The sequence below is a fragment of the Streptomyces sp. SYSU D01066-1 genome (assembly GCF_054956795.1).
Genome location: NZ_JBUDHV010000009.1, coordinates 134,451 through 160,673, shown reverse-complemented (window position 1 = coordinate 160,673; position 26,223 = coordinate 134,451). Strand labels below are relative to the sequence as shown.

Below are 26,223 nucleotides of genomic sequence, written 5' to 3'. Positions count from 1 at the left end.
GATCATGACAGGACCGAGCGAGAGGGCCGTACGGCTCGTGGACGCGGTGCGGCGGGAGGCGTCCGCCGCCGGCCGGGCGGCCGTGGCCGTGGTGCGCGGACCGGGACGTGAGCGTGACCTGGTCAAGCAGTCGCTGAAGGCGGCCGGGGCGGGGCTGCTCGCCTGGCTGGTGGCGGGCGTGTGGATGGACGACCCGATGGCGCTGATGGCGCCCTGGGTGGCCGTGGTGCTGGTGCAGGCCACCGTCTACAGCTCGGTACGGCAGGCCGGCCAGCAGTTCGCGGCCGTCTGCGTCGGCACGCTGCTGGCCTCCGGGGCCCAGGAACTCACCGACAACACCACCGTCGCGCTCGCGGTGTCCCTGCCGCCGCTGATGCTGCTCGCCAACTGGCCGCGCTTCGGGGCGCAGGGCATCTACACCGCCACGACGGCCGTGTTCATCCTGGCCTCCGGGACCGTCTCGGAGTACGCCGTCACCCACCGGCTGGGGCAGGCGGCGCTCGGCGCGGTCATCGGCGTCGTCGTCAACGCGCTGGTCCTGCCCCCGGTGCACCTGCGGGACGTCCGGGAGAACCTCGCGCTGCTCGCCCGGGAGACGGGCGACGTCCTGCGCACCGTCGCCGAGGGCCTGCGGGAGGACTGGGACGAGCAGAGCGCCGCCGACTGGGCGGGCGAGGCGGCGCGGCTGCGGTACCGCGTCGAGGCCCTGCGTTCCGCCCGCGCCTGGAGCCGGGAGAGCCTGCGCCTGACGTACGGGCCGCTGCGGGCCCTGCACCGGGCGCCGCCGGCGTCGGCCCTGCCGCCCGAGGAGGAGGACCGGCGGTGGGACCACATCGCCGGCAACGTCACGGCGCTGACCCGGACGCTGGCGGTGACGGCCGACGAGCACCGCACGCCCGCTCCGCCCGAGGGGCCGGTGCTGCGGCTGTACGCCCGTCTGCTGGAGCTGATCGGTGACGCCTGCCGGGTGGAGGCCGAGCGGCTGGGGGGCGGCGACGGGCGGACCGGGCCGGGACTTCCGAGCCGGGAGGCGATGGAGGAACTGCACCAGCGGCTCCAGGAGGGACTGCGGGAACACGCGCGGCGGGGACCGGAGACGGCGGCGGTCCTGGGCACCCTGCTGCTCCAGGCCGAGAACCTCTGGGCCGAGACGCTGCCGGACACCGGGACGGTGCCGGACACCGGGGCGGTGCCGGACACCGGGGCGGTGCCGGACGGGGGAACGCGGGGGCCGCCGGGGCGGTGCCGGGCGGGAAGCGGCGGTGACGCACATCACCCCGAAGCGGCCCAGAGGGTGGAACACCCGGGCGACCCGCGCCGTTGAAGAGGGCGTGGGTACGGATGGGACAGTGTCCCCGGGCCTCACCTATCGCCCACAGGGAAGATCGTTCGGCTGAAGCCCTGTGGAGCCCCTCGCCGAGAGGCGACCGCCATCCGTACCCACACCTGAGCCGCCCCGACCGTGATCCCCCCGTCCGGTCGGGGCTTTCCTGTGCCCTGCCGTGACCGGCGGCGTCCCCGGCTTCGAGAGCGCTCCGCGTCGCGGCGTCGCGGGCGTGAGCGCTCCGCGGCACGGATCGGCCGGGCGGTCGGCCCCTCGCCGGAGCCGGCTCGCGGGACATGGCCACCGTCCGCCGTCCCGCCGCCGGGAGCCGTCGGCCGCACCGGCCAGGGTCCAGGTGGACGGGACGGGCCCCGGGGCCCCGGACGGCGTGCGCGCGTTCGCCGAGCGGTGCCCCGCGTCCGGCGGACGGTCGACGGGGGCACCGGCGGTGCCGGGACCACGGCCTGCCCCCAGACGGCCGGGCGAGGGCCGCCGACGCCCTGTTCGCGGTACGCCGCGGCCGGCTCGCCCGGGACCGCCGGGCACGCGCCTTCACGCCGCGCCCCCGGCGGCGTCCTCGCCCGCTCCAGCGGCACGTCCCCACGGCGGACGTGGTGGGCCGCGGCCGGTTCGACGGGAACGGCCGCCGCCGGGGCGCGGACGCCTTCCGGGCACCGCGGCGGGGCGCGGCGGCCCGGACGCGGGCCGCGACGTCACCCCGGCCGGGACCGCGGCCAGGACCGGGCCCGCGTGCATCCGGTGTGCGCGGGTACTCGGGGCGCTCGTCCGGAGGAGCGGCCGAGAGGAGCGCAAGGTGAGCGGCGCAACGGGCAGCAGGATCGTGGTCACCGGGGCCACCGGCAACGTGGGCACCAGTGTGGTGCGGCTCCTCTCGGAGGATCCGGACACCGGTTCGGTGCTGGGCCTGGCCCGGCGGATCCCCGACTGGTCACCGGCGAAGACCGAGTGGGCCGCGGTCGACCTCGCCGCCGAGCGGGCCGACCTGACCGGCTGGTTCTCGGGAGCGGACGCGGTGGTCCATCTGGCCTGGGCGTTCCAGCCGACGCACGACCCGGCCACGACCTGGCGCACGAACGTGCTCGGCTCCATCCGGGTGTTCGAGGCGGTGGCCGCGGCCGGGGTGCCGGCGCTGGTGCACGCCTCGTCGGTCGGCGCGTACTCCCCGGGCCCGAAGGACCGGGCGGTGGACGAGTCCTGGCCCACCCACGGCTGGCCCGACGCGGCGTACTGCCGGGAGAAGGCGTACCTGGAGCGCACCCTGGACATCTTCGAGCGCGACCACCCCGGCATCCGGGTGGTCCGGATGCGTCCGGCCTTCCTGTTCAAGCGGCAGGCGGCGAGCGAGCAGCGCCGGATCTTCGGCGGCAGGTACCTGCCCGGTCCGCTGGCCCGCCCTGACCTGCTGCCCTTCCTGCCGGACATCCCCGGCCTGCGCATGCAGGCGCTGCACACCGATGACGCCGCCGACGCCTACCGGCTCGCGGTGCGCTCCGCCGACGCCCGGGGCGCGTTCAACCTGGCGGCCGACCCGCCGGTCGACGCGGAGCTGCTCGGCGAACTCGTCGGTACGCCGCGGCGGGTCCGGCTGCCCCGGTCCGCGGCGCGCTCGGCGATCGCCGCCGCCTGGGGGCTGCGTCTGCTGCCGGCCTCGCCGCACCTGTTCGACGCGGTCCTGCGGCTGCCGTTGCTGGACTGTGCCCGGGCCCGCGCGGAACTGGGCTGGCGCCCGGAGCGCACGGCCACCGAGGTACTGGCGGAGTTCCTCCAAGGGTTCCAGGAGGGTGCCGGCGGGCCGACGGTGCCGCTGCGCGGACGCAAGGCCGGCTGACCTCGCCCGTCCTTCGGGCCCCGAAGGACGGGCGCCGAGCTGTCCCCGTCCGTCGGACGGGCCCCGCGCGGCTCGAAGGACGGGCCGGGACGGGCGCGGGCCTCAGCCCGACGACTCGTCCGGTACGGGGTGCTCGGGGTGGGCCGCTCCCGAGTGCGGCGCTCCCCGCCGCCCCGTCCCCGCCTCGTCGGTGTCCGGGACGTCGGCGGCCCCGGCCGTGCCGGCGGCCCCGTCCTCCGCGTCGTCGCCGTTCTCGCCGCCGTCCGCGTCCGTGCCGCTCTCGCGCGCCACGAGACCGGGGGCGACGTCCCAGGGGTCCTCCCCCGCGTCGGCCTGCTGGTCCGGCATGTCACGGGGCACCGGGGTGCCGTTCTCTCCGGGTCCTTCGGCACGGTGATCGGTCACGGTGTTCTCCCTCCGGCCTGTCCGGGTTCCGGACGTTCCCTGTCGTGCGGGCGATGCCGGGTACCTCTCCGTCACCCCCGCGAAACGCCGGCACGGCGCGGGCGCCGCCTGGAGCGCCTGCGCCGAGTCCGCTCGGAATACTCGGTGGCCTCTGCCCGTCGTGCCTGTCTACCGTAGGGCGGTTCCTGAAACCCCTGGGTTCGAGACCGTCTAGTTCCGGAGACCTGCGATGCGACCGCTCGACGAACGGGACATCCGCTCGTCCTTCGTCAACTGCTCGAAGGGCGAGGCCAAGCGGCTGCCCCTGCCCCGCGATCTGGGCGACCGCCCGTGGGACGACCTGGATTTCCTGGGGTGGCGGGACCCGGGCGCGCCCGACCGGAACTATCTGGTCACCGAGCGCGAGGAGGGCCCCGTCGGCGTGGCGCTGCGCTTCCAGCCGGGCCGGCGCGGTGTCCTGCAGCGCAGCCTGTGCTCGCTGTGCCTGACCACCCATCCGCGCGGCGGGGTCTCGCTGATGACCGCCCGCAAGGCGGGCCCGGCCGGGCGCGAGGGGAACTCGGTCGGGCTGTACATGTGCACCGACCTCGCCTGTTCCCTGTACCTGCGGGGCAGGAAAGTGCCGGAGAGCGGGGCGCGCTTCGAGGAGAGCCTCAGTCTGGAGGAGCAGGTCGCCCGGATGCTGGGCAACCTGGACGCGTTCCTCGGCAGGCTGACGGCCTGACGGCCGCGCGGCCGGACCGGTGTCGGCGGGCCGACGGTCCGCGGGCCGGCCAGGTGGCCGCGGCGCCGGGCCCGGCCTGGGACGTGCTCGTCGCCGCCGGGACCGGCCGGTCCCGGTGTGCCAGGCAGTCGTACTGAAGCGCGTCCCACGTGGTACGCCGGGAGGGCCCCTGCCGCGCACCACGTAGCCGTCGAGCCGCAGGCCGGTGCTCCGGCTCGCCTCCGGGACGAAGGCGCCGAAGACCCGCTCCGTCATCACATGGGGGAACACGGCCCTCGGGGACGAGGCCCCGGGAACGGTGCGCGGTTTCGCCCGTCCCGGCCGCCTGGGCGTCACCGGCCGTCTCGCCCGGCGGGCACAGCTCACCTGTGTCGCGCCGGCCGTGCCCGCGGGCGTGACGGGTGGGCGGCCCGGTGGAGTGCCGTCACGGCCGCCGGCCTCCGCTGTTTCGCCGCCGCTCCCCCGCCCCTCCCGCGCCCGGAGCCGCGCCACACGTGCGGCCCCGCGTGGCGCGTGGGAGCGGGGCGAGCCCTTCACCGCCGATTGCGGTCCGTTTTGTCCATACGCGTTCGTTGCACCTGGGGAAGGGGAACAGACCCGAGGATGCTGAATGTACGTGAGAGGTCAGTGTCCCTGGCGCGGTCGCTGCGGACCGCGCACCGCGATCCCGAGGTGGTGCAGGCGTTCCGCTCGGCGGGCGCCGCGTCGATCGCCTATGTGATCGCGGTGCGGCTGAGCCCCGAGCCCGCGCCGCTCACCGCTCCCCTCACCGCGCTGCTGGTCGTGCAGGTCACCCTGTACGCCACGCTGAAGATGAGCATCCGCCGGGTGAACTCCGTGGTGGCGGGGGTCCTGGTGGCCATCGTCTTCAGCTCGGTGGTGGGGCTGAGCTGGTGGAGCCTGGCCCTGATCATCGTGGCGGCCCTGGGTGTCGGACATCTGGTGCGGGCGCACGAGTTCACGGCCGAGGTGGCGATCAGCGCCATGCTGGTGCTCGGAGTGACCGCGCACGGGGCGCTGGCGTGGGCCCGGGTGGTGGAGACGCTGATCGGGGCGATCGTCGGACTGGCCTTCAATCTGGTCCTCGCTCCCCCGGTGTGGGTGGAACAGGCCGGCGCGTCGATCGAGGACCTGGCACGGCGGCTGAGGCAGCTGATGCTGCGGGTGGGTGAGGAGGCCGCCGACAGCACGCCGTTCCTGCAGGCGGCGGCGCGGCTGCACGAGGCCCGCGCGCTCGACCACGACATCTCCGAGGTGGACGAGGACCTGCGGCAGGCCGAGGACAGTCTGCGGTTCAACCCGCGGGTACGTGAGGGGCTGCTGCACCGGGTGGTGCTGCGCACCGGCCTGGACACACTGGAGATCTGCACGGTCGTCCTGCGGGTGCTGGCCCGCACGCTGACCGACCTGGCCAAGGAACGCGAGCCCGAACCGCTGTTCCCGACGGAGACGGGCGCCACCCTGGAGCAGCTGCTGTCCGAGATCGGGGACGCGGTGGTCAGTTTCGCCGTGCTGGTCACCACCAGCGTCAGCGAGAACGCCGAATCCGCGGAGGAGCGGCTCAGCGCCGAACTGCGGCAGGCGGCGGTGACCCGCGACAGGCTCGCCCGGCTGCTCCTGGAGGAGGTGCGGCGCGACGCCCGGCTGTGGCAGCTCCAGGGCGCGGTGCTGACCGAGGTCAACCGCATCATCGACGAGATGGACACCGAGCACCGGTCGCGCCGGCTGCTGGAGGAACTGGACCGCCACACCCGGGAGCAGCGCGAACGCCGGCCCCGGCTGGCCCGGCTGCGGGACTGGTCGCGCGGCAGGCGCTCGCCGCGCCGTGAGCGGGGGTCCGTCGGCGGGTGATCGGGCCGAGGGAACAGGGAGCGCGAGGGGCGGGGGCGAGGACCGGGTCGGTACACGGTCCTGCCGCCGCGCCGACGGCACGGTCACGGACCACGGCGCCTCGGCCTTGACCGCATCGGCCTGCCGCCGACGGCACGGTCACAGAGCACGGCTCTCGGTCCCGGCCCCGCCCCACCGCACCCTGCGGCGGAGCGTCCGTCTCACCCGTCGCCCTCCGTGCGCTGCCGCTGGAGCGCGCGCGGGCAGGTCACACCGCTCGCTTGGGTGAGGAGGACGTGCATGCGCTCGGTGAGCTGCGCGACGTCGTCGGCGGGCCGGTGGAACGGCAGGCGTACGTCACCATGGGCGCCGGCGCGCTCGATGCGCAGCGTCAGCCCGTGCCGGTCGACGGCGAGCGGCCGGACCCGGACGACGCCGTGCAGGCTGTCGGGGTCGACGAGCCGGGTCAGCCGCTCCACCGCGTCGCCGTGACAGTCGGCGAGGTGGGCCAGCAGCCGGGCCTCGGCCGTGGCCAGCGGATCGGGTCGCGCGGCGCTGAACCCGTCCTGGTCGACCACCACGGAACCGGACTGCTGCCGCAGCACCACACGGGTGGGACGGAAGGCGAGGTGGCCCTCCTCGACGGCCAGCCGGCCGGCCATCCAGAGCCGGGCCCGGATCCTGCCGCGCACCGGGACGGGCGCGACGTCGGCGAGCTCCAGGACGGCCGAGGGCTCCCCTCGGGGCGCGCAGATCGCCGCCCCGAGCAGGGCGCTGTCCTCGGGCACGTGCAGCAGCACCCGGCCGTCCTCCGTCACGGAGTGCGCGCCGACGAACTCCTCGCGCCCGCTCTCCGCGGTCACCGCGCAGGACCACGCGGCGGCGAGCACGGACCGGGCACGCTCGGCCGCCGAGGGCGCGGCCGTCCAGGTCTGGCTGTCTGCCATCCCAACCTCCTTAGGTAAGCCTTGCCTAACCTACCTAAGATCGGGGTGTGCGCCAACCAGGACGTCTGATCTTTATGAGACCTTCAGGAGGCGGAGCCTGCCGCGACAGGGCAGGAGGGCGCCGGACAGCGCGCGGACGCACCGGTCACAGACCCCTTCCCCGGCCGTCTCCCCCGCCCCCGGCCGCTCCGGGCGGACGGCGGTGACGAAGACCGGCCGGCCCCGCGCCATCGGCCGGACGCCGGGCGGTTCGCTCCCCCGACCGCTCGAGGCGGCGGCCCGTACGGTCCCGCGCCCCGCACGCCCTCAGGCGGTTCGGAACGGACGCGCACGCCCTCGAGCGGTTCGGGACGGACGCGCACGCCCTCAAGCCGTTCGGGACGGACGCGCACGCCCGCACCGGGCGGCGGTTCGCGCCGCACGGGGCCGCGCTGGCCCCTGGGCCGCTGCCGCGCCGCCACGGCCCGCGGCCAAATCCGCGGTACCGGCCGCGGGCGGCGGAGCGGCTGACGCAGGAGCCGCGGCTGCGCTCCGGGCGGCGGCGCGCCGTCGCCTCCGAGGCGCCGGCGGTGCGAGCACCGGCCCGGGAGCCGGGGGTGTCAAGGGCCCGCGGTCCAGTGCGCCGGGCGGGTGACCGGCCCCGGCAGCCGGGTGCCGGAACTCCCCGGGGCCGCGTTCACCTGGGGCCGGGTCAGGAAGAAGGCGCCCGTCAGGTCCGCGTCCGTCAGGTCGGCGTCCCTGAGGTCCGCTCCGATGAGGTCCGCGCCGCGTAGATCGGCGCCGGTCAGGTCGGCCGCGATGAGACAGGCGCCGCGCAGGTCGGCGCCCCCAGACCGGCCCCGCGCAGCCGGGCGCCCAGCAGGTCGGCACGCCGGCGGCTCCTCCCCCGGCCGCCGGTCCGGGCCCGCGTCAGCTCACTGACGCGCAGCAGCAGTACGTCGACCTGTCGGCGGTGTGCCGCGAGGTCGAGCGCGGCCAGGTCCTCGGAGCCGCCGCCCGCCAGTTCCCCGGTGCGCTCCAGCATCCGGCGCAGGTCGCCGCGGACCGGGCGGGCGGCCGGCAGGGTCAGCGCCTCGGTGAGGTACCAGAGCAGTTCGTGCAACTGCCGCACCAGCGGGAACACCTCGTTCATGGCGCCGGTCCGCCGGTCCGCCCCGCCGAAGGTGACCCGCGAGACCCGCTGTCCCGCGCCGAAGCAGTCGTAGACCGCGCAGCCGGTGAAGCCGCGCTGCCGCAGCCGGTCGTGGACACCGCAGCGGTGGTCGCCGCCGAGGTTCGGGCAGGGCCGGCCGGCCTCCTTGTCGAACGCGAAGTCGGCCGAGGCGGCGAACGGCAGGGCGACACAGCACAGGCCGAAACACCGGGCGCAGTCACCTCGCAGTTCCCCGAGGGACGGCCGTTCGGCCGTGTCGTTCCACATGCGCGTCACCATACGGAACGTTCGTTCGACGCTCGTCGGATTTATTCGGCGGGCAGCTCCAGGCGGCCGAGGCGGTCGGCGTCGGCCAGGATGTACAGCTCGGTGATCCGGCCGTCGACGACGGTGGCGGTCAGCACGGACAGGGGCTGTCCGGCCCGCCGGGCCACCACCCCGGCCGCGCCGTTGACCAGCACGAACCGTGTCCGAAGGGCGTCTTGGCGAAAGAGCCCGGCCTGTTCGGCCACCGTGCGGGCACCGCGCACCAGCCGGGACAGGGTGCTGCCGGCGTCCGCCCGCAGCACCACGTCCGGATGGAGGACGGCGACCAGCGCCTCGAAGTCGCCGGCGCGGCTGGCGGCCATGAACGCCTCCAGTGCCTTCCGCTGCCGGCCGGGGTCGGGGTCGGCGCCCGGGGCCGCGTCCCGCGCCCGGCGCCGGGCGCGGCTGGCGAGCTGCCGGGTGGCGGCCGGGGAGCGCTCCACGACCGGCGCGATGTCGTCGAACGGCACGGCGAACATGTCGTGCAGGACGAACGCCAGCCGCTCGGCGGGCTCCAGGGTCTCCAGCACCACCAGCAGGGCCGTGCCCACCGAGTCGGCGCGCAGCGCCTCCTGCTCCGGGTCGCCGGCGGGGAAGGGGGCGAGCACCGGGTCCGGGACGAACGGACCGGCGTCCTCGGTCATCGGCTCCTCGCGGCGGGTGGCGCGGGAGCGCATCATGTCGAGGCAGACGCGGCCGGTGACGGTGGTCAGCCAGCCGCCGAGGTTGTCGATGCCGTCGGCTCCGGTGCGGGCCAGCCGTATCCACGCCTCCTGGACGGCGTCCTCCGCCTCGGTCAGGGAGCCGAGCATCCGGTAGGCCACCGCGCCGAGACGGCCGCGGTGCTCCTCGAACCGGTCGGCCAGCCGCTCCGCGGCGTCCACGCCGGTCACCGGCCGAACACCTGGAACCCGACCGCCGGCCGGCCGCCGAACCGCTCCCCCGTGGCCCGCGCGTACGGCAGGAGGACGCCGCGGACGTACTCCTCGGGGTCCTGGTCGGTCAGCACCTCGATGTAGGTGCGGTGTTCGAGCAGGGAGCGCACCGCGCGCTCCAGGCCGTCCGTGACGTCCACGGCGTGGGTCGGCGTGTCGGAACCGGCGACGGCGACCCAGCGGACGCCGCCCCACGGCTCGAGGCCCTGGCCGGCCAGCTCGGGGAAGATCCAGCGGTTGCCCGCGTCGGCCACCGCGTCCAGCGCGGCCCGGCCCACCGCCACGTGGTCCGGGGTGTTCCAGTGCGTCCCGCCCCAGACCTCCTGGTGGGTGAGGGTGACGACCAGTTCGGGGCGGTGCCTGCGGATCGCGGCGGCGATGTCCCGGCGCAGCGCGGTGCCGTACTCGATGACGCCGTCCGGGTGGTCGAGGAACTCCACCTCCGACACGCCGACCACGGCGGCGCTCGCCCGCTGCTCGCGCTCGCGCAGCGGGGCGCACTCGGCGGGCGGGAGGGTGTCGATGCCCGCCTCGCCTCGGGTGGCGAGGACGTAGGCCACCTCATGGCCCGCGTCGGTCCAGACGGCGATCGCCGCCGAGCAGCCGTACTCCAGGTCGTCCGGGTGGGCCACGACGGCGAGGGCACGCCGCCAGTCGTCGGGCATGGGCTCCAGCGGTGAGGGAGACGTCGTCGGCTCGGTCATGCTCCGCAGACTAGCCCGGCCCACCGCCGCCGCACCCCCACCGCCGCCGCACCCCCGCACCCCCGCACCGCCGCGCCCCCGCACCGCCGCGCCGACGGACCGCCGCGCCGACGGACCGCCGCGCCCCCGCACCACGGCACCCGCCGGTTCACGTCAGGGCACCCGCGCCTCACGCCTCGTCGCGGGCGAGGGCGAGGAGCCGGTCCAGGACACGGGGGCCGCCGGCGCGGACGCCGTCGTGCTCGAACTCGTCGGTGACCCAGGTGCGCAGACCGCGCACGGCGCGGGCGGTGGTCAGGGCGTGGCCGGTGTCGACGTACATGTCGTCGTGGTAGACGGCCGCGGCGACCGGCACCTCGTTGGCCGCGAGGCGGGCGGGGTCGTACAGCGGGGTCCAGTCGGTGCGGGCGGCCAGCAGCTCGGCGGTCTCGCGCAGCGGGCGCAGGGCCGGGTCGCAGTCGAACATCCAGGGGTGGACGGTCTCGCCGGTGAACATCAGCGGTTCGTCGCCCGCGAGGGCCTTGGCGGCGTCGAAGCACGGGAACTCGGCGCGGACCCGCTCGGCCGACCAGTTCGTCGGGCGGGCGTCCTGGGCGTAGATCGCCTCGTGGACCACCGCGTACAGCGGGTTGGCCGCGAACGACAGCAGGCCCTGGACCTGTTCCTGGAAGGCGTCGGAGAGTTCGTGGCCGCCGGGGGTGCGCACGAAGGCGTCCTCCAGCAGGAAGTGCAGGCGGTGGCTGCCCTCGCCGGCGCCGAGCATGATGCCCAGCGACTGGAACGCCTCGACGGTGAACCGGTAGCCGTTGGGCAGGACCACGTCGTGGGTGAGGAGGTGGTCGGCGATGCGGCGGGCGCGTGCGGCGTCCTGGGGGTAGCGGGCGTAGTGGGCGGCGACCTTGCGTTCGATACGCGGGTAGGCGGCCCGGTAGACGTCGTCGGCGTGGGCGTCGAGGGAGGGCAGGCCGCCGGTGATCAGGGCGGTGGCGAGGCCCTCGGGGGCCAGGGAGAGGTAGGCGACGGTACAGAAGCCGCCGAAGCTCTGGCCGAGGACGGTCCAGGGAGCGCCGCCGGTGACCTGGGGGCGGATCGCCTCGCAGTCCAGGACGATGGAGTCGCCGCGGAAGAGGGTGAGGTAGTCGGCCTGCTCGACGGGGCCGCCGCGCAGCGGGAGGGTCTGGCGGTTGGCGGGGGTGGAGGCGCCCGTTCCGCGCTGGTCGAGGAGGAGGACGCGGTACTCCTGGAGCGCGCGGCCGAGCCAGGCCGGTCTGCCGACGAAACGGTGCGCGCCGAAGCCGGGGCCGCCCTGGAGGTACAGCAGCCACGGCAGCTCCCGGTCCGCCTTGTCACTCGCGACGACCTCGCGGGCGTACAGCTCGATCGTCTCCCCGCCGGGGTCGGCGTGGTCGAGGGGGACGGTGAAGCGGCGGTCGGTGAGGACGACGCCGGGCTGGCGGTAGCTGACGCTCAACGAGGGCTCCCGGTCTGCTGGGGCGGACGGACGGTTTTCCGGCCGTGGCCCAGTTCAGCACAGGACCGTCCGGCCACCGCCCCCGGGACCGGGAGATCCTGCGCGGCGGGCGGTCAGCGGGCGGCGAGACTGGAGCGCCGCACCACCAGTTCGGGCTGGAGCACGACCTTGCGGTGCTCGTGCGGCGCGCCCGTCGCCTCCGCCTCGGTCTCCTCCAGGAGCAGATCGGCGGCGAGCGCGCCCATGGTCTGGGCGGGCTGCCGTACGGAGGTGAGGGGGACGGCCGCCGCGGCGGCGAACTCGATGTCGTCGTAGCCGACGATGGCGAGGTCGTCGGGGACGTTGACCCCGGCCGCGTACATGGCCTGCAGGACGCCGAGGGCGAGCAGGTCGTTGGCGCAGAAGACGGCGGTGGGCCGGTCGGCGAGGCCGAGGAGGCGGGCGCCGGCGTCCCGGCCCGCGGCGACGTCCAGCCGCTCGGTGGGCAGTTCGCGCAGCGTGTCGGGGCCGAGGCCGGCCTCGCTGAGGGCGCGCAGGGCGCCCGTGCGGCGGTCGCGCACCTGGTTGAGGCCGGGCGGACCGCTGACGTAGGCGATGGAGCGGTGCCCGGCGTCGACGAGGTGGCGCGCGGCCAGCGCGCCGCCCGCGATGTCGTCGACGGAGACCGAGCACTCGGTGGCGCCCTCGGCGACCCGGTCGACCAGCACGAAGGGGATGTTGTGCCGCCGGAACGCGCCGATGTTGCGGCCGGTGGCGTCGGCCGGGGTGAGCAGGACGCCGCGCACCCGCTGTTCGGCGAAGAGGGAGAGGTACTCGGCCTCCTCGCCGGGGTTCTGGGCGCTGTTGCAGACCATCACGCCCAGTCCGGCGTCGCGGGCGGCCCGCTCGGCGCCGCGGGCGACGTCCACGAAGAAGGGGTTGCCCATGTCGAGGACGAGCAGGCCCATGATCCGGCTGCGTCCGGCGCGCAGTTGGCGCGCGGACTCGCTGCGGACGTAGCCGAGCCGGTCGATCGCCGAGAGCACGCGCGCCCGGGTCTCGGCGGCGACCGTGTCCGGGCGGTTGATGACGTTCGACACCGTGCCCACGGAGACTCCGGCGGCACGGGCGACGTCCTTGATACCCACCGACTGGGCCATCGGGGAGGGACCTCCAGGGTCGAGCTAGGGGAACGCTTGGGCGACGCGGGGCGGCGGCCGGGAGACCTTCACACTACCGCCGCCGCCCGGGAGGTCCGGCGTCGCCGGGCAGAGGGGAGGCCGCGACGGACGGCGGCGGGGCGGACGCGGCGCCGGCCGGCCGCGTCCTCCCGTGCGGTGCTCCCGCGGGTGTTCAGGCCAGGTGGAACACCTCGGTGAGCGGCTTCATCGCCTCGTCCGGCCGTTCGCCGTCGAGGGACTCGAAGAAGGGGGCCATCTCCGCCTGCCACCGGGCGTTGACCTCGGTGGCCGCCATGCCGGCCCGGGCGGCCTCGAAGTCCTCCGTCTCCAGGTAGCCGACGAGCAGGCCGTCGTCCCTCAGGAAGAGGGAGTAGTTGTGCCAGCCGGTGGCCGAGAGAGCCTGGCGCATCTCCGGCCACACGGCGGCGTGGCGTTCGCGGTACTCGGCGAGCTTGTCCTTGCGGACCTTGAGCAGGAAGCAGACGCGCTGCATGAGGTACCGCTCCTTCCTGAGGGACTGAACCGGCGGTCAGAACTGGTACTGGTCGATGTTCTCGGCGTTGAACACGGTCGGCTTGCCGAGGTTGATCACGCCGTCCGCGCCGATGGTGTACTCGCCCATGTCGCCGGCCTTGAAGGTCTCGCCCTCCTTGCCGGTGATCTGGCCCGACGCCAGGGCGACGGCGGTGCGGGCGGCCAGTTCGCCGAGCTTGGCCGGGTCCCACAGCTCGAACTCCTCGACGGTGCCGTTCTTGACGTACTTGCGCATGTCGTTGGGGGTGCCGAGGCCGGTCAGCTTGACCTTGCCCTTGTACTTGGAGCCCGACAGGTACTGGGCGGCGGCCTTGATGCCGACGGTGGTCGGGGAGATGATCCCCTTCAGGTTCGGGTGCTCCTGGAGCAGGCCCTGGGTCTGCTGGAACGACTTCTGGGCGTCGTCGTCACCGTAGGCGACCTTGACCAGCTTGATGTCCTTGTACTTCGGGTCCTTCAGCTCGTCCTTCATGATCTCGATCCAGGCGTTCTGGTTCGTCGCGGTCTGCGCGGCGGAGAGGATCGCGATCTCGCCCTTGCCCCCGATCTGCTCGGCGAGCAGCTGCACCTGGGTGCGGCCGAGGTCGTCGGCGGAGGCCTGGGAGATGAAGGCGTTGCGGCACTCGGGGTTGGCGTCCGAGTCGTAGGTGACGACCTTGATGTCGTTGTTCATGGCCTGCTTCAGGGCGGTGCACAGGGCGCCGGGGTCCTGCGCGGAGACGGCCATGGCGTCGACCTGCTGCTGGGTCAGCGTGTTGACGTAGGAGACCTGCCCGGCGGTGTCGGTGCCGCTGGAGGTGCCGACCTCCTTGTAGGTGGAGCCCAGCTCCTTCAGGGCCTTCTCGCCGCCCTTGTCGGCGACGGTGAAGTACGGGTTGTTGACCTGCTTGGGCAGGAAGCCGACGGTCAGGCCCTTCTTGGTGGCGGCGTCCGGGTCGGCCTTGCCGGCCGCGGCGGCGGAGCCGCCCTCGCTGGCGACGTCCTTCTTGGTGGTGCCGCCGCAGGCGGTGACCGCGAGGGCGAGGGAGGTGACGGCGGCGAGGGCCGCACAGGTACGGCGGATCGACGACTTGCGCATGACGGAGTCCTTAGGAGAGGTGTTCACGACGTGGGGGCCGGCGTTTTCGACAGGGGTGGCGACGACGCCGCCCGGCGCCCCGCCCTCGCGACGGAGATCTGGCGCGCGACCCTCGGGCCGAGCACGGAGAGGACGAGCAGGACGCCGGTGACGACGATCTGCGACTGGGCGGAGACGTCCTGGAGGCTCATCACGTTCTGCAGCGCGCCGAGCAGGAAGACACCGGCGATGGCGCCGCCGAGCGTGCCCTTGCCGCCGTCGAAGTCGATGCCGCCGAGCAGGACGGCGGCGACGACGGAGAGTTCGAGGCCGGTGGCGTTGTCGTAGCGGGCGCTGGCGTAGTGCAGGGCCCAGAAGACGCCGGTGAGGGAGGACAGCAGGCCGGTGAGGACGAACAGCAGCAGTTTCTGCCGCTTGACCCGGATGCCGGCGAACCGGGCGGCCTCCTCACTGGCGCCGATCGCGAACAGCGCCCGGCCGAACGGGGTGGCGTGCAGCGCGACCACGGCGACGGCCAGCAGGACCAGGAAGGGCAGCAGGGCGTACGGGACGAAGGTGTCCCCGATCCGTCCGGCGGCGAAGTCCAGGTACTGCGCGGGGAAGTCGGTGACCGCGTCGGAGCCGAGCACGATCTGCGCGATGCCCCGGTAGGCGGCCATGGTGCCGATGGTGACGGCGAGGGACGGCAGGCCGAGCCGGGTCACCAGCAGGCCGTTGACCAGACCGCACACCACGCCGAGGACGAGGCAGAGCGGGATGATCGTCTCGATGGTCATGCCCTGGTTCCACAGGGCGCCCATCACCGCGCCGGACAGTCCGGCCGTGGAGGCGACGGAGAGGTCGATCTCGCCGGCCACCACGAGCAGGGTCATCGGCAGGGCGATCAGGGCGATCGGCAGGGTGTTGCCGATCAGGAACGACAGGTTCAGGGAGTTGCCGAAGCCGTCGACGAAACCGAAGGACAGCAGTACGACCACGATGAGCAGGGCGCCGACGACGGTGTCCCAGCGGACGGCGCGCGAGAGGCCTGAGGCCGGGGCGTCAGCCATGGCGGGCGTTCCTCTTCTTCAGGGCGGTGGCCACGCGCAGGGCGACGATCCGGTCGACCGCGATGGCGAGGATGAGCAGGATGCCGTTGATCGCCATCACCCAGACCGAGCTGACGCCGAGGGCGGGCAGCACGCTGTTGATGCTGGTCAGCAGCAGCGCGCCGAGGGCGGCGCCGTAGACGCTGCCGGAGCCGCCGGTGAAGACGACGCCGCCGACCACGACCGCGCTGACGACGGTGAGTTCGTAGCCGTTGCCGGTGCCGGAGTCGACGTTGCCGAACCGGGCCAGGTACAGCGCGCCGGCCAGGCCCGCGAGGGCGCCGCAGAAGGTGTAGGCGGCCAGGATGCGCTTGCGCACCGGGATGCCGGCCAGGCGGGCGGCCTCGGGGTTGGAGCCGAGGGCGTACAGCTCGCGTCCGCTGCGGAACTGCTTGAGGTAGTACGCCGTCGCCACCAGGACCGCCAGCGCGATCAGCGCGAGGTACGGCACCGCGAGGACGCCGCCGGCGCCGAAGTCGACGAAGCCGCCGGGCAGGTCGGCCGCGGTGATCTGGCGGGAGCCGACCCAGATGGAGTCGATGCCGCGGATGATGTACAGCGTGCCGAGGGTGACGACGAGGGCGGGCACCTGGCCCAGGCTGACCAGCAGGCCGTTGAGCAGGCCGAAGCCGACGCCCATGAGGACGGCGAGCACGACGGCGGTGACGGGGCTGCCGCCGCCCTGGAGGTAGGTGCCGGCGGCGAAGGCGCTGATGCCGAGCGTGGAGCCGACGGACAGGTCGACGTTGCGGGTGATGACGACCAGGGACTGGCCGGTGGCGACCAGGACCAGGATGGTCGCGTTGAGCAGCAGGTCTTTGACGCCCTGTTCGGACAGGAACTCGCTGTTGCCCGCCTGGGTGACGGCGATCATCACCAGGAAGACGACCAGGATGGCCAGTTCGCGCATCTTGAAGACGCGGTCGACCAGCCGGGTGGCGCCGGCCTCGGGCAGCTCGGCGACGGGGGCGCTGTCGGGGGCGGTGACCGTCATGCGGCGGCCCTCCCCAGGGAACTCGGGGACACGGGGACGGCCCTTCCGGTCGAGGTCGTGCGGCGCCCCTCCGGGGTGGCCGCTGCGGTCGGGATCATGCCGCGGCCCTCCCGGTGGCCGCCGCCATCACGGTCTCCTCGGTGGCCTCGCCACGGGGGATCTCGGCGGTGAGCCGGCCCTCGTGCATCACGAGGACCCGGTCGGCCATGCCGAGCACCTCCGGCAGGTCGGAGGAGATCATCAGGACGGCGACGCCGTCGGCCGCCAGCCGGCTCAGCAGCCGGTGCACCTCGGCCTTGGTGCCGACGTCGATGCCGCGGGTGGGCTCGTCGACGATCAGCACCTTGGGGCCGGTGGCGAGCCATTTGGCGAGGACGACCTTCTGCTGGTTGCCGCCGGACAGGGTGCCGACGGCGTCCGCGATCCGGGCGTACTTCACCTGGAGCCTGACGGCCCAGTCGAGGCTGCGGCTGCGCTCGGCGCCGCGGTCCATCAGACCGGCCCTGACGGTGGTGCGCAGTCCGGTGAGCCCGATGTTCCGCTCGATGGACATGTCCATCACCAGGCCCTGGGCGCGGCGGTCCTCGGGGACCAGGGCGAGGCCCGCGGCCATGGCCGCCGACGGGGCGCCGTTGACCAGCGCCTGGCCGTCGACCTCGACCTCCCCGGCGTCCCAGCGGTCCACGCCGAACACCGCGCGGGCGACCTCGGTGCGCCCGGCGCCGACCAGTCCGGCCAGGCCCACGATCTCACCGCGCCGCACCTCGAAGGAGACGTCGGTGAAGACGCCCTCGCGGGTCAGCCGGCGCACGCTGAGGGCGACCTCGCCGGGGGTGACCTCCTGCTTCGGGTACAGCTCGTCGAGGTCGCGGCCGACCATGCGGCGCACCAGGTCGTCCTCGGTCATGCCGGCGAGGAGTTCGCTGGAGATCCAGGCGCCGTCGCGCAGGGTGGTGACCCGCTCGCAGATCTCGAAGATCTCCTCTAGCCGGTGGGAGATGAACAGCACCGCGGCGCCTTCCTCGCGCAGGGCGCGTACGACGCCGAAGAGGCGGGCCACCTCGCTGCCGGTGAGGGCGGCGGTCGGCTCGTCCATGATCAGGACGCGGGCGTCGAAAGAGAGCGCCTTGGCGATCTCCACGATCTGCTGGTCGGCGATGGACAGACCGCGCGCCGGGCGGTCGGGGTCGAGGTCCACACCGAGGCGGCGCATCAGGCCGGCGGTGGTGGCGTGGGTGGCCTTGTGGTCGATCCGGCCCAGGGCGCGCCGCGGCTGGCGGCCCATGAAGATGTTCTCGGCGATCGACAGGTCGGGGAAGAGGGTCGGCTCCTGGTAGATGACGGCGATGCCGGCATCGCGGGCGTCTTTGGGACCGTGGAAGACGACGGGTTCACCGTCGAGCAGCACCTGGCCGGCGTCGGGACGGTGCACTCCGGCGAGCGTCTTGATGAGGGTCGACTTGCCCGCGCCGTTCTCACCGGCGAGGGCGTGCACCTCCCCGGGGAACAGCTCCAGGGAGACGTCCCGCAGGGCACGGACCGCGCCGAAGGACTTGGACACGTCCCTCAATGCGAGAACCGGGGCCGGACCCGTTTTGGACGGGTGGGTCATGGGGGCTCCTCGACGACGCCGGCGGGACGGCCCTCACGGCGTCGTGAAAGGTTTCAACTGGGTTGCCGGGACGTTAGGCAGGTGAGGCATGTCACGTCAATGGGTCCGCATCGAAAAACTTTCGATATCCGAAGGTCACGACAGCATCACGGCAAGCCCGGCCGCCCGGAAGGGTTGACACCCCTCCGGGACCCTCATAGCTTCGCATTCTGAATCGTTTCACTCATGGTCGTACGCATGGACGGTGCGACCCGACATCAGGAGCCGACGTGACCGAGCTCGCCGCGGTGAAGGCCGCGCTGAAGACCCAGGCAGTCGAGACGCCGTCGTGGGCGTACGGGAACTCGGGCACCCGGTTCAAGGTGTTCGCGCAGGCCGGCGTACCGCGCTCCCCGTTCGAGAAGCTCGACGACGCCGCGAAGGTGCACGAGTTCACGGGCGTGGCCCCGACCGTCGCCCTGCACATCCCGTGGGACAGGGTCGACGACTACGCCGCGCTGGCGAAACACGCCGAGCAGCGGGGCGTGCGGATCGGAGCGATCAACTCCAACACCTTCCAGGACGACGCCTACAAGCTGGGCAGCGTCTGCCACCCGGACGCGGCGGTGCGCCGCAAGGCGGTGGACCACCTGCTGGAATGCGTCGACATCATGGACGCCACCGGCTCCAAGGACCTGAAGCTGTGGTTCGCCGACGGGACCAACTACCCCGGGCAGGACGACATCCGCGGACGGCAGGACCGGCTGGCCGAGGCGCTGGCCGAGGTGTACGAGCGGCTCGGTGACGGCCAGCGGATGCTGCTGGAGTACAAGTTCTTCGAGCCGGCCTTCTACTCGACGGACGTCCCGGACTGGGGCACCGCCTACGCGCACTGCCTGAAGCTCGGCGAGAAGGCGCAGGTCGTCGTGGACACCGGGCACCACGCGCCGGGCACCAACATCGAGTTCATCGTCGCGACGCTGCTGCGGGAGGGGAAGCTCGGCGGGTTCGACTTCAACTCCCGGTTCTACGCGGACGACGACCTGATGGTCGGCGCCGCTGATCCGTTCCAGCTGTTCCGGATCATGTACGAGGTGGTGCGCGGCGGCGGGTTCTCCGCGGACGTGGCGTTCATGCTCGACCAGTGCCACAACATCGAGGCGAAGATCCCGGCGATCATCCGGTCGGTGATGAACGTCCAGGAGGCCACGGCGAAGGCGCTGCTCGTGGACCGGGACGCGCTGGCCGCGGCGCAGGCCTCGGGGGACGTCCTGGAGGCCAACGCGGTGCTGATGGACGCGTACAACACGGACGTGCGGCCGCTGCTTCGCGAGGTGCGCCAGGAGATGGGGCTGGACCCCGAGCCGATGAAGGCGTACAAGGCGTCGGGGTGGGCCGAGAAGGTCGTCGCCGAGCGGGTCGGCGGGGAGCAGGCCGGGTGGGGGGCGTGAGCGTCTGCCTGGTCCTGTGACGTGACATCGCGGGCTGCGGGCGGGTGCGGCCGGCCGCCTCGCGCGGCGCAGCCCCGGCCGGGAACAGCCCCGCGCCCCCTTACCGACCCATCCCTCATTCTGCAAAGGAACTGGACAGACATGGCATCCCACCCCGAGGCCGAGGCGCTCCTCGCCCGCTCCCACCGGCTCGGTTCCGACCCCCGCAACACCAACTACGCCGGGGGCAACGCCTCCGCGAAAGGCACCGAGACCGACCCCGTCACCGGCGGTGACGTGGAGCTGATGTGGGTCAAGGGCTCCGGTGGCGACCTCGGGACGCTGACCGAGGCGGGGCTCGCCGTGCTGCGGCTGGACCGGATGCGGGCGCTCAAGGACGTCTACCCGGGTGTCGAGCGCGAGGACGAGATGGTCGCCGCGTTCGACTACTGCCTGCACGGCAAGGGCGGCGCCGCCCCCTCCATCGACACGGCGATGCACGGGCTCGTCGAGGCCGCCCATGTGGACCACCTCCACCCGGACTCCGGCATCGCGCTGGCCTGCGCCGCGGACGGCGAGAAGCTGACCGCCGAGTGCTTCGGCGACACGGTGGTGTGGGTGCCCTGGCGGCGGCCCGGCTTCCAGCTCGGCCTGGACATCGCGGCGGTGAAGGAGGCCAACCCGCAGGCGATCGGGTGTGTGCTCGGCGGGCACGGCATCACCGCCTGGGGCGACACCAGTGAGGAGTGCGAGCGCAACTCGCTGCACATCATCCGCACCGCCGAGGAGTTCCTGGCGGAGCGGGGCAAGGCGGAGCCGTTCGGTCCCGTGCTCGACGGGTACGAGCCGCTGCCCGAGGCCGAGCGGCGGGCGCGGGCCGCGGCGCTGGCGCCGTACGTCCGGGCGATCGCCTCCCAGGACCGGCCGCAGGTCGGCCACTTCACCGACTCCGACGTGGTGCTGGACTTCGTCTCCCGCGCCGAGCACCCGCGGCTGGCGGCGCTGGGCACCTCCTGCCCGGACCACTTCCTGCGCACCAAGGTCCGCCCGCTGGTCCTGGACGTGGCGCCGGACGCGCCGCTGGAGGACGCGGTCGCGCGGCTGAAGGAGCTGCACGCGGCGTACCGCGAGGAGTACGCCGCCTACTACCAGCGGCACGCCGAGCCCGGCTCCCCCGCGATGCGCGGCGCCGACCCGGCGATCGTGCTGGTGCCGGGCGTGGGCATGTTCTCCTTCGGCAAGGACAAGCAGACGGCGCGGGTGGCCGGCGAGTTCTACGTCAACGCCATCAACGTGATGCGGGGCGCCGAGGCGGTCTCGACGTACGCGCCGATCGAGGAGTCGGAGAAGTTCCGCATCGAGTACTGGGCCCTTGAGGAGGCCAAGCTCCAGCGGATGCCGAAGCCCAAGCCCCTCGCCACGCGTGTCGCGCTGGTGACCGGCGCGGGCAGCGGCATCGGCAAGGCGATCGCGCACCGGCTGGTGGCCGAGGGCGCGTGCGTCGTGGTCGCGGACCTGAACGGGGACAACGCCGCCGCCGTCGCCGAGGAGCTGGGCGGTGCGGACAAGGCCGTCGCCGTCACGGTCGACGTGACGGACGAGGAGCAGATCGCCGCCGCGTTCCGGGACGCCGTGCTGGCGTTCGGCGGGGTGGACCTGGTGGTCAACAACGCCGGCGTCTCCATCTCCAAGCCGCTCCTGGAGACCTCGGTCAAGGACTGGGACCTCCAGCACGACATCATGGCGCGCGGGTCGTTCCTGGTGTCGCGGGAGGCGGCCCGGGTGATGATCGCCCAGGAGCTGGGCGGCGACATCGTCTACATCGCGTCGAAGAACGCCGTCTTCGCCGGTCCCAACAACATCGCCTACTCCGCCACCAAGGCCGACCAGGCCCACCAGGTGCGCCTGCTCGCGGCCGAGCTGGGCGAGCACGGCATCCGGGTCAACGGCGTCAACCCCGACGGCGTGGTGCGCGGTTCGGGCATCTTCGCGGGCGGCTGGGGCGCCAAGCGGGCCGCCGTCTACGGGGTGCCGGAGGAGAAGCTGGGCGAGTTCTACGCCCAGCGCACGCTGCTCAAGCGCGAGGTGCTCCCGGAGCACGTGGCGAACGCCGTGTTCGCGCTGACCGGCGGCGACCTGACGCACACCACCGGCCTGCACGTCCCGGTCGACGCCGGCGTCGCCGCCGCGTTCCTGCGATGAGCACGTCCGTGACCTCGTACGCCGCGGTCGACCTCGGCGCGTCCAGCGGGCGCGTCATGGTCGGCCGCGTCGGCCCCGGCACCCTGGAGCTGACCGAGGCGCACCGCTTCCCCAACCGGCCGGTGCGCCTTCCCGAGGGGCTGCGCTGGGACGTGCTGGGGCTGTACGCCGGGGTGCTGGAGGGGCTGCGGGCGGCCGGGCAGGTGGCGTCCGTCGGCGTGGACAGCTGGGCCGTGGACTACGGCCTGCTGGACGCGGACGGGGCGCTGCTCGGCAACCCGGTGCACTACCGCGACGCCCGCACCGAGGGCGTCGCCCAGAAGGTGTGGGCGAGCGTGCCGGCCGCCGAGCTGTACGCGGCGACCGGGCTGCAGTACGCGCCGTTCAACACCCTGTACCAGCTGACGGCGGCCCGCTCCACGGCCCAACTGGCGCACGCGCGGCGGCTGCTGCTGATCCCCGATCTGCTGACGTACTGGCTGACCGGTGAGCAGGGCACGGAGCTGACCAACGCCTCCACCACCCAGCTGATCGACCCGCGCACCCGCGACTGGGCGTACGGCGTGGCCGACCGGCTCGGCATCGACCTCGGGCTCTTCCCGCCGCTGCGGCTGCCCGGCGACCCGGCGGGCGTGCTGCGGCCGGAGGTGCTGGAGGAGACGGGGCTGAGCGGGCCGGTGCCGGTGACGGCGGTCGGCTCGCACGACACCGCCTCGGCGGTGGCGGCCGTACCGGCGACGGACGAGCGGTTCGCGTACATCTGCACCGGCACCTGGTCGCTGGCCGGTCTGGAGCTGACCGCGCCGGTGCTGACGGAGGAGAGCCGCGCCGCCAACTTCACCAACGAGCTGGGGCTGGACGGCACGGTCCGCTACCTGCGCAACATCATGGGGCTGTGGCTGCTCCAGGAGTGCCTGCGCTCCTGGGGCGAGACGGACCTGGGTGAGCTGCTGCGGGCGGCGGGCGAGGTGCCGGGGCTGCGGTCGGTGGTGGACGCCGGGGACGCGGCGTTCCTGGCGCCGGGCCGGATGCCGGAGCGGATCGCCGAGGCGTGCCGGGCGACCGGGCAGCCGGTGCCGGTCACGCCCGCCGAGATCACCCGGTGCATCCTGGACTCCCTCGCCCTGGCCCACCGCAAGGCGGTCGAGGACGCGCAGCGGCTCGCCGGGCACCCGGTGGACGTCGTGCACGTCGTCGGCGGCGGGGCGCGCAACGCGCTGCTGTGCCGGCTGACCGCCGACGCCTGCGGGCTGCCGGTGGTGGCCGGTCCGGCGGAGGCCGCCGCGCTCGGCAACGTCCTCGTGCAGGCCCGGGCCGGCGGTCTGGTCGGTGACCTGGCCGGCATGCGCGACCTGCTGGCGCGCACCCAGCGGCCGGTCCGCTACGAGCCGCGCGGGGACGCCGCCCGCTGGCGGGCCGCCGAGGCCCGGCTCGCCGGCCGGTGACCGGGACCTGTCCGGGGTCCCGGCCCGCGCACTACCCTTTTTCCGTCCGATGATCAACAGCAAGGAGCCGCGATGCGTGTCGCCCTGTTCCTGACCTGCGTCAACGACACGCTCTATCCCGATACCGGGCGCGCGGTGGTGAAACTGCTGACCAGGCTGGGCGTCGACGTCGACTTCCCGGCCGGTCAGACCTGCTGCGGGCAGGCGCACTACAACACCGGTTACCGGCACGAGGCGGAGCCGCTGGCCCGGCACTTCTCCGAGGTCTTCCAGGAGTACGAGGCGATCGTGACGCCCTCGGGGTCCTGCGGGGCGATGGTGCGGGAGCTGTACCCGCGCATGGGTGAGCGGGCGCGGTCCGAGGGGCGCGGGGAGACCCTCGCGGCCGCGGTGGCGCCGGTGGTGCCGAAGACGTACGAGCTGACCGAGTTCCTGGTGGACGTGCTGGGGGTGACGGACGTCGGGGCGTACTACCCGCACACGGTGACGTACCACCCCACCTGTCACGGGCTGCGCTCCCTGGGGCTCGGCGAGCGGCCGCTGACGCTGCTGCGCGCCGTGAAGGGCCTCGACCTGGTCGAACTGCCGGGCGCGGAGGAGTGCTGCGGGTTCGGCGGCACGTTCGCCGTGAAGAACGCGGACGTCTCCCTGGCGATGGGCACCGACAAGGTGCGCAACGCCGAGTCGACCGGCGCCGAGGTGCTGTGCGCGGCCGACAACTCCTGTCTGATGCACATCGGCGGGACGATGACCCGGCTGCGGACCGGCATGCGGCCGGTGCACATCGCCGAGATCCTGGCGAGCACGGAGGAGGAACCGGCGGCATGAGCGGCACATTCGTAGGGATGCCTGCGCTTCCCCCGCCCGCCCACCCGGCCTTCCCGAAGGCCGCGCACGAGGCGGTGCGGAACACGACGCTGCGGGGCAACCTGCGCCACGCCACGCACACCATCCGCGCCAAGCGGGCCAAGGCCGTCGCCGAGGTCGAGGACTGGGCCGAGCTGCGCGAGGCCGGCAAGCGGATCAAGGACCACACGCTGCGCCACCTCGACCGCTACCTGGAGCAGCTGGAGGCGTCGGTGACGGCGGCGGGCGGCACCGTCCACTGGGCCGCCGACGCCGCCGAGGCCAACCGGATCGTCACCGATCTGGTCAAGGCGACCGGCGAGACGGAGGTCGTCAAGGTCAAGTCGATGGCCACGCAGGAGATCGGCCTCAACGAGGCCCTCGAAGCCGAGGGCATCCGGGCCTACGAGACCGATCTGGCCGAGCTGATCGTGCAGTTGGGCAAGGACCGCCCCTCGCACATCCTGGTCCCGGCCATCCACCGCAACCGGGGTGAGATCCGGGAGATCTTCGAGCGGGAGATGAGCGAGTGGGGCCGCCCGGCCCCCGAGGGGCTGACCGACACCCCCGCCGAACTGGCGGAGGCGGCCCGGCTGCACCTGCGAGAGAAGTTCCTGCGCGCCAAGGTCGGCGTCTCCGGCGCCAACTTCATGGTCGCCGAGACCGGCACCCTGGTCGTCGTGGAGTCCGAGGGCAACGGCCGGATGTGCCTGACCCTGCCCGAGACGCTGATCTCGGTGGTCGGCATCGAGAAGGTCCTGCCGACCTGGCGGGACCTGGAGGTCTTCCTCCAGACCCTCCCCCGCTCCTCGACCGCCGAGCGGATGAACCCGTACACCTCGACCTGGACCGGCACCACGGACGGCGACGGCCCGAGCACCTTCCACCTGGTGCTCCTGGACAACGGCCGCACCGACACCCTCGCCGACGAGGTCGGCCGCCAGGCGCTGCGCTGCATCCGCTGCTCGGCCTGCCTGAACGTCTGCCCGGTGTACGAGCGGGCGGGCGGCCACGCCTACGGGTCGGTGTACCCCGGCCCGATCGGCGCCATCCTCAGCCCGCAGCTGCGGGGCACCGGCAGCGAGATCGACGCCTCCCTGCCGTACGCCTCCTCGCTGTGCGGGGCCTGCTACGAGGTGTGCCCGGTCGCCATCGACATCCCCGAGGTGCTGGTGCACCTGCGGGAACGAGTGGTGCGGGGCGGGCCCGCGGTCCGCGAGGGCAACAAGGTCGTCCTGAGACCGGCCAAGGGACACGCCGCCGAGCGGGCGGCGATGCGGGCCGCGCAGTGGGCGTTCACCCACCCGGGCGCGCTGCGCGCCGGGCAGCGGCTGGCGTCGCGCACCCGCCGCTTCCATCCGCGCACCCTGCCCGGTCCCGGCCGGGCGTGGACCGGGGGCCGGGATCTGCCGGCGGTCCCGGCGGAGCCGTTCCGGGACTGGTGGCAGCGCACGCACGGCGGCACGGAGGGCGGGGCCAAGTGAACAGCAGGGAACGGATCCTGGGCCGGGTGCGGCGCGCGCTGGCCGACGTACCGCGGGAGGAGACTCCTTACGAGCGGGCGGTGGAGCGGGACTACCTGCGCGAGCACGGGGCGCGGAGCGTCGCTCAGACGGTGGAGCTGCTGGCGGAGAACCTGGCGGACTACCGGGCGGTCGTCCACCGGTGCGCCGAGGACGAGCTGCCGTCGGTGCTCGCCGGGCTGCTGGAGGCGCACGGGTCGGCGTCGGTGGCCGTGCCGCCGGGGCTGGACCAGGGGTGGCTCGCGGAGACGGACGTCACCCGGGTCCCGGACGTGGCCGACGCGACCGCGGCCGGTCTCGACCGGGTCGACAGCGTGGTCACGGGATGCGCGGTCGCCATCGCCGAGACCGGCACCCTCGTGCTGGACGGCTCCCCCGACCAGGGCCGCCGCCGCATCACCCTGGTCCCCGACCATCACATCTGCGTCGTACGGGTTCCGGACCAGGTCGTCTCCTCCGTGCCCCAGGGCCTCGGACGGCTCGACCCGGCCCGCCCGTTGACGTGGATCTCCGGCCCGTCGGCGACCAGCGACATCGAGCTGGACCGGGTGGAGGGGGTGCACGGGCCGCGCACCCTGGAGGTGGTGCTGGTGGCCTCGGGAAGGTCCGCGGGCGGCCGGGAGAGCCGCTAGCGGGGCGAACCGGCGCCCCGTCCGCCGGCGAGGCACACCTCGCCGGCGGACG

General features: G+C 73.8%; 21 protein-coding genes and 1 pseudogene. 10 read left to right on the top strand and 12 right to left on the bottom strand.

The genetic code is table 11. The features are described from left to right. Nucleotides 1–4: 4 nt before the first annotated feature. Nucleotides 5–1,324 (top strand): FUSC family protein, encoded by a 1,320-nt coding sequence (locus tag ACY1JF_RS11990; RefSeq protein ID WP_462705024.1) that lies wholly within the window; start codon nt 5–7, stop codon nt 1,322–1,324. Between the two features lie 814 nt (nt 1,325–2,138). Beyond that, nucleotides 2,139–3,173, top strand: a complete 1,035-nt coding sequence (locus ACY1JF_RS11985) for an SDR family oxidoreductase (protein WP_462705023.1) — start codon at nt 2,139–2,141, stop codon at nt 3,171–3,173. A 102-nt stretch (nt 3,174–3,275) separates the two neighbouring features. On the opposite strand, the gene ACY1JF_RS11980 is transcribed toward ACY1JF_RS11985, so the two are convergent. Beyond that, nucleotides 3,276–3,578 (bottom strand): hypothetical protein, encoded by a 303-nt coding sequence (locus ACY1JF_RS11980; protein ID WP_462705022.1) that lies wholly within the window; start codon nt 3,576–3,578, stop codon nt 3,276–3,278. Between the two features lie 229 nt (nt 3,579–3,807). Between ACY1JF_RS11980 and ACY1JF_RS11975 the strand changes: the two genes are divergently transcribed. Further along, nucleotides 3,808–4,302, top strand: coding sequence for an FBP domain-containing protein (locus ACY1JF_RS11975; protein ID WP_462705021.1), 495 nt, complete (start codon nt 3,808–3,810; stop codon nt 4,300–4,302). Nucleotides 4,303–4,905: 603 nt separating this feature from the next. Continuing rightward, nucleotides 4,906–6,153 carry an FUSC family protein gene (locus tag ACY1JF_RS11970; RefSeq protein ID WP_462705020.1) on the top strand — a complete coding sequence of 416 codons (1,248 nt, stop codon included), beginning with the start codon at nt 4,906–4,908 and terminating at the stop codon, nt 6,151–6,153. Between the two features lie 200 nt (nt 6,154–6,353). On the opposite strand, the gene ACY1JF_RS11965 is transcribed toward ACY1JF_RS11970, so the two are convergent. The 11 genes and pseudogenes from ACY1JF_RS11965 to ACY1JF_RS11915 all read right to left on the bottom strand — a co-directional run bounded on the left by ACY1JF_RS11965 (nt 6,354) and on the right by ACY1JF_RS11915 (nt 18,114). Next, the gene (locus tag ACY1JF_RS11965; RefSeq protein ID WP_462705019.1) at nt 6,354–7,079 is read right to left on the bottom strand and encodes a DUF2470 domain-containing protein; all 726 of its coding nucleotides are present in this window, start codon (nt 7,077–7,079) and stop codon (nt 6,354–6,356) included. 599 nt (nt 7,080–7,678) lie between these two features. After that, nucleotides 7,679–8,499, bottom strand: a pseudogene (locus ACY1JF_RS11960) (pentapeptide repeat-containing protein). A 41-nt stretch (nt 8,500–8,540) separates the two neighbouring features. Continuing rightward, nucleotides 8,541–9,422, bottom strand: a complete 882-nt coding sequence (locus ACY1JF_RS11955; protein ID WP_462705097.1) for a sigma-70 family RNA polymerase sigma factor — start codon at nt 9,420–9,422, stop codon at nt 8,541–8,543. Nucleotides 9,423–9,427: 5 nt separating this feature from the next. Continuing rightward, nucleotides 9,428–10,177, bottom strand: a complete 750-nt coding sequence (locus ACY1JF_RS11950) for a PIG-L deacetylase family protein (protein WP_462705018.1) — start codon at nt 10,175–10,177, stop codon at nt 9,428–9,430. 169 nt (nt 10,178–10,346) lie between these two features. Then, on the bottom strand, nt 10,347–11,648 hold the full coding sequence (locus ACY1JF_RS11945; RefSeq protein ID WP_462705017.1) for an alpha/beta fold hydrolase: 1,302 nt from the start codon (nt 11,646–11,648) through the stop codon (nt 10,347–10,349). Between the two features lie 113 nt (nt 11,649–11,761). Further along, nucleotides 11,762–12,787, bottom strand: coding sequence for a LacI family DNA-binding transcriptional regulator (locus ACY1JF_RS11940; RefSeq protein ID WP_462705016.1), 1,026 nt, complete (start codon nt 12,785–12,787; stop codon nt 11,762–11,764). A 193-nt stretch (nt 12,788–12,980) separates the two neighbouring features. Then, on the bottom strand, nt 12,981–13,301 hold the full coding sequence (locus tag ACY1JF_RS11935; RefSeq protein WP_462705015.1) for an L-rhamnose mutarotase: 321 nt from the start codon (nt 13,299–13,301) through the stop codon (nt 12,981–12,983). Between the two features lie 36 nt (nt 13,302–13,337). Then, nucleotides 13,338–14,420, bottom strand: a complete 1,083-nt coding sequence (gene rhaS / locus ACY1JF_RS11930) for a rhamnose ABC transporter substrate-binding protein (RefSeq protein WP_462705014.1) — start codon at nt 14,418–14,420, stop codon at nt 13,338–13,340. Between the two features lie 23 nt (nt 14,421–14,443). Beyond that, nucleotides 14,444–15,469, bottom strand: a complete 1,026-nt coding sequence (locus ACY1JF_RS11925) for an ABC transporter permease (protein WP_462705013.1) — start codon at nt 15,467–15,469, stop codon at nt 14,444–14,446. After that, entirely contained in the window at nt 15,462–16,502 is a 1,041-nt protein-coding gene (locus ACY1JF_RS11920; RefSeq protein WP_462705012.1) for an ABC transporter permease, read from the bottom strand. Before ACY1JF_RS11920 ends, ACY1JF_RS11925 begins: the two co-directional genes overlap by 8 nt. A 94-nt stretch (nt 16,503–16,596) precedes the next feature. Next, nucleotides 16,597–18,114: a sugar ABC transporter ATP-binding protein gene (locus ACY1JF_RS11915; RefSeq protein WP_462705011.1), complete on the bottom strand. Its 1,518-nt coding sequence runs from the start codon at nt 18,112–18,114 to the stop codon at nt 16,597–16,599. A gap of 269 nt (nt 18,115–18,383) precedes the next feature. Here ACY1JF_RS11915 and rhaI point away from each other — a divergent pair, with 269 nt between their 5' ends. From rhaI to ACY1JF_RS11885, 6 genes are all read left to right on the top strand, one after another. Next, a complete protein-coding gene (rhaI, locus tag ACY1JF_RS11910; RefSeq protein ID WP_462705010.1) occupies nt 18,384–19,544 on the top strand; it encodes an L-rhamnose isomerase in 1,161 nt (386 codons plus the stop codon). 141 nt (nt 19,545–19,685) lie between these two features. Further along, nucleotides 19,686–21,725 carry a bifunctional aldolase/short-chain dehydrogenase gene (locus tag ACY1JF_RS11905; RefSeq protein ID WP_462705009.1) on the top strand — a complete coding sequence of 680 codons (2,040 nt, stop codon included), beginning with the start codon at nt 19,686–19,688 and terminating at the stop codon, nt 21,723–21,725. Further along, entirely contained in the window at nt 21,722–23,170 is a 1,449-nt protein-coding gene (locus ACY1JF_RS11900) for a rhamnulokinase (RefSeq protein ID WP_462705008.1), read from the top strand. The genes ACY1JF_RS11905 and ACY1JF_RS11900 overlap by 4 nt, the downstream gene beginning before the upstream one ends. A gap of 72 nt (nt 23,171–23,242) precedes the next feature. Next, nucleotides 23,243–23,998, top strand: a complete 756-nt coding sequence (locus ACY1JF_RS11895; RefSeq protein ID WP_462705007.1) for a (Fe-S)-binding protein — start codon at nt 23,243–23,245, stop codon at nt 23,996–23,998. Next, nucleotides 23,995–25,500 (top strand): lactate utilization protein B, encoded by a 1,506-nt coding sequence (locus ACY1JF_RS11890; protein ID WP_462705006.1) that lies wholly within the window; start codon nt 23,995–23,997, stop codon nt 25,498–25,500. Before ACY1JF_RS11895 ends, ACY1JF_RS11890 begins: the two co-directional genes overlap by 4 nt. Continuing rightward, the gene (locus ACY1JF_RS11885) at nt 25,497–26,171 is read left to right on the top strand and encodes a LutC/YkgG family protein (RefSeq protein ID WP_462705005.1); all 675 of its coding nucleotides are present in this window, start codon (nt 25,497–25,499) and stop codon (nt 26,169–26,171) included. Before ACY1JF_RS11890 ends, ACY1JF_RS11885 begins: the two co-directional genes overlap by 4 nt. The last annotated feature ends 52 nt before the right edge of the window (nt 26,172–26,223 follow it).

Bases quoted from the DNA above. Each gene is read 5' to 3' on its own strand.
- ACY1JF_RS11920 (WP_462705012.1), bottom strand. From the start codon at position 16,502: ATGACGGTCACCGCCCCCGACAGCGCCCCCGTCGCCGAGCTGCCCGAG.
- ACY1JF_RS11970 (WP_462705020.1), top strand. From the start codon at position 4,906: ATGCTGAATGTACGTGAGAGGTCAGTGTCCCTGGCGCGGTCGCTGCGG.
- ACY1JF_RS11935 (WP_462705015.1), bottom strand. From the start codon at position 13,301: ATGCAGCGCGTCTGCTTCCTGCTCAAGGTCCGCAAGGACAAGCTCGCC.
- ACY1JF_RS11905 (WP_462705009.1), top strand. From the start codon at position 19,686: ATGGCATCCCACCCCGAGGCCGAGGCGCTCCTCGCCCGCTCCCACCGG.
- rhaS (WP_462705014.1), bottom strand. From the start codon at position 14,420: ATGCGCAAGTCGTCGATCCGCCGTACCTGTGCGGCCCTCGCCGCCGTC.
- ACY1JF_RS11990 (WP_462705024.1), top strand. From the start codon at position 5: ATGACAGGACCGAGCGAGAGGGCCGTACGGCTCGTGGACGCGGTGCGG.
- ACY1JF_RS11895 (WP_462705007.1), top strand. From the start codon at position 23,243: ATGCGTGTCGCCCTGTTCCTGACCTGCGTCAACGACACGCTCTATCCC.
- ACY1JF_RS11900 (WP_462705008.1), top strand. From the start codon at position 21,722: ATGAGCACGTCCGTGACCTCGTACGCCGCGGTCGACCTCGGCGCGTCC.
- ACY1JF_RS11940 (WP_462705016.1), bottom strand. From the start codon at position 12,787: ATGGCCCAGTCGGTGGGTATCAAGGACGTCGCCCGTGCCGCCGGAGTC.
- ACY1JF_RS11950 (WP_462705018.1), bottom strand. From the start codon at position 10,177: ATGACCGAGCCGACGACGTCTCCCTCACCGCTGGAGCCCATGCCCGAC.
- ACY1JF_RS11965 (WP_462705019.1), bottom strand. From the start codon at position 7,079: ATGGCAGACAGCCAGACCTGGACGGCCGCGCCCTCGGCGGCCGAGCGT.
- ACY1JF_RS11915 (WP_462705011.1), bottom strand. From the start codon at position 18,114: ATGACCCACCCGTCCAAAACGGGTCCGGCCCCGGTTCTCGCATTGAGG.
- ACY1JF_RS11890 (WP_462705006.1), top strand. From the start codon at position 23,995: ATGAGCGGCACATTCGTAGGGATGCCTGCGCTTCCCCCGCCCGCCCAC.
- ACY1JF_RS11925 (WP_462705013.1), bottom strand. From the start codon at position 15,469: ATGGCTGACGCCCCGGCCTCAGGCCTCTCGCGCGCCGTCCGCTGGGAC.
- ACY1JF_RS11975 (WP_462705021.1), top strand. From the start codon at position 3,808: ATGCGACCGCTCGACGAACGGGACATCCGCTCGTCCTTCGTCAACTGC.